This window comes from Pseudomonas sp. MD195_PC81_125, from assembly GCF_014060985.1.
Classification (GTDB): Bacteria; Pseudomonadota; Gammaproteobacteria; order Pseudomonadales; family Pseudomonadaceae; genus Aquipseudomonas; species Aquipseudomonas parakoreensis.
This window is the reverse complement of record NZ_JABULD010000111.1, coordinates 1-2,392: the sequence shown is the minus strand read 5'-3', so window position 1 is coordinate 2,392 and position 2,392 is coordinate 1. Positions and strand designations below refer to the sequence as shown.

The following is a 2,392-nucleotide window of genomic DNA, read 5'->3' as shown; positions in this document are numbered from 1 at the left end:
GACTTTGATTTTTAAAGCAAGATCAAAAGATCGCAGCCCTTCGGCAGCTCCTACAGGAGAGTGGAATACCTCAGGGACATAGCCAGGAAGGCGAATATGAAATCGATTCTGTGTTTGTTGATCGCGGCCGCCGTTGGCGCTGCGTTGCAGGTCAGCGGTGTGCCTCATGGCCTGTTGCTGGGAGCGATCCTCGTCACCGCACTGGTCACCACGCGCAGCGGTTTTGCCCCCGCAACGCCTTATGGTCTGGGCTACATCCAGGTCACGCTGGGCATCGCTACCGGGCTGATGTTCGAGGCGTGGGACAGTGCAACGGCGTCGGCGATGTTGCCAAGCCTCGGCGTTCTGTTGCTATGCCTGACGGTACAGATTGCCCTCGCTGGAGGATGGCTGACCCGCGGCGCAGGCTGGAACCGTACCGATGCGCTGTTGGCGGTATACCCCGGCGCACTGGCAGCGGTGTTTGATTTGCTGGAGTCGGAAAAGGCCTCAAACAAGGTCATCATCGTGCACCTGATGCGGTTGCTGTTGATCACGGTGCTGGTGAGCTTTTTGATTCCCGGGCAGGGCTCGGTGGCGGTGGTTGAAAGCCCTCCGTTGAGCACGGGCATGGCGTTGATCGTATTCGCACTGATCGGTTTGAGCGTGGTGCTTGGGCGCCTGTTGCTGGCGATCGGCGTGCCCGCGCCGTTCATGTTGACGGCGATTCTGCTGACGGCGGTGTTTGTGAAATCGGGATGGCTGCACGGCTTCCACATGCCGGACTGGAGCCTGAATCTGGCGGCGCTGATTCTCGGCGTGCGGATCGGCTCGCGCTTTCAGGGACTCGGTTTTGCGGAGCTGGGGCGGCATGGTCGGACGGCGCTGGTGTCGGTCGGCTTGATGATCGTGGTGGCGGCGGCATTTGCCGAAGTAGCGGCGCGTTGGCTGGGCAGTGATCCGCTGTCGCTGTGGCTGGCGTATATGCCGGGGGCGATCGAGACGATTGCGATTGTCGCGTTTGCCGGTGGGCTGAATGTGGTGTTTATCCTCACGCATCATCTGGCGCGGATGGTGTTGCTGCACTTTGCGCCGGCGTTGTTGGTGCAGGTGCGGCGAGCGCAGAAAGAAGTCTGAAGCACACCCTCCTGTGGCGAGGGAGCTTGCTCCCGCCGGGCTGCGAAGCGGCCCCAATCCTGATGTCGCGGTGTTTCAGGTGCACCGAAATCGCAGGTTTTGCGGCGACTGCGTCGCCGAGCGGGAGCAAGCTCCCTCGCCACAAAGGTTCAGTAATCTCTACCGTGTGTGGGCCGCAAAGCCCTCAAGCCCCGGAGCGATACCTTCCTTCAACGTCAACGCCGGAATCTCATAATCGCCGGCATTCTGCAGCCGATACGCAATCGGCCGCGTGCTCCACAACTCATCCAGGCGCCTCCCCAGCGCTTCGCAGGTCTCGGCAAACCGCGCCTCATCCATGCGACTGGCGCGGTACACCAGGAAGGGTGGCACCACGTCGAAACCGGGGTAGAACAGCACGCCGTGCTGGATCGGAAACAGCAAATCATCAATCGGCCCGTTGATTCCGCGCGGGCTGTAGTGCGAATCCCAGCCTCCGGTGGTGACCAGCAGCATCGCGCGTTTGCCTTTCATCTTGCCTTCGCCGTAACGCTCACCCCAGCGGGCATCGGAATGCTCACCGACTCCGTAGGCAAACCCGTAAGCGTATACGCGCTCGACCCAGCCCTTGAGGATGGCCGGCATGGTGAACCACCACAGCGGAAACTGCAGGATCAATGCGTCGGCCCACAGCAGTTTTTTCCTGCTCGCGGGCGATGTCGGCGGATTGCCGGCCCTGTTGGTAAGCCAGTTTCGAATCGATCGATGCGTGGAATGGCCGGCTTTCATCGCGACCTGGAGCGTCATCGGCGTCGATCGTTGTCTTCCAGTTCATCGCATACAGGTCGGAGACCTGCACGGTGTGGCCGGCGGCTTGCAGGCGCTGGACGGTGAAGTCCTTGAGCGAGCCGTTGAGCGAAGTGGGTTCGGGGTGGGCGTAGACCAGTAGCACATTCATGTCGTAACTCCTTGGTTGGATGCAGGCAGGATCAGTCCTTGATCGGTATATTGGAAATGAATGTCTGATATGTCAGGTATAGCCATGAATAATTTACGACGTCTGGATATCAACTTGCTGTTGACCCTAGACGTGTTGTTGGCAGAACACAACGTAACCCGCGCCGCAGAGCGGTTGAACCTGTCGCAGCCGTCGGTGAGCGTGCACCTGGCCAAGCTGCGCGAGATTTTCGGCGACCCGCTGTTGCTGCCCGGCCCTCGGGGCATGCGCCCGACTGCACGGGCCGATGAACTGCGCGAGCCGTTGCGTGAAGCGCTGCAGGCGCTGGAGCGCGCGGTG

The 2,392-nt window shown here is 60.9% G+C and carries 2 protein-coding genes and 1 pseudogene; 2 read left to right on the top strand and 1 reads right to left on the bottom strand.

Annotation, left to right across the window (positions count from 1 at the left end; genetic code table 11):
* The first annotated feature begins 96 nt into the window (after window positions 1-96).
* On the top strand, window positions 97-1,116 hold the full coding sequence (locus HT737_RS04880) for an AbrB family transcriptional regulator (RefSeq protein WP_182401682.1): 1,020 nt from the start codon (window positions 97-99) through the stop codon (window positions 1,114-1,116).
* A 159-nt stretch (window positions 1,117-1,275) separates the two neighbouring features.
* On the opposite strand, the pseudogene HT737_RS04875 reads toward HT737_RS04880, so the two are convergent.
* Window positions 1,276-2,053, bottom strand: a pseudogene (locus HT737_RS04875) (NAD(P)H-dependent oxidoreductase).
* 84 nt (window positions 2,054-2,137) lie between these two features.
* On the opposite strand from HT737_RS04875, the gene HT737_RS04870 reads away from it, so the two are divergent.
* Window positions 2,138-2,392, top strand: a 255-nt coding sequence (locus HT737_RS04870; RefSeq protein ID WP_182401680.1) for a LysR family transcriptional regulator, incomplete at its 3' end; no start/stop codon positions are given.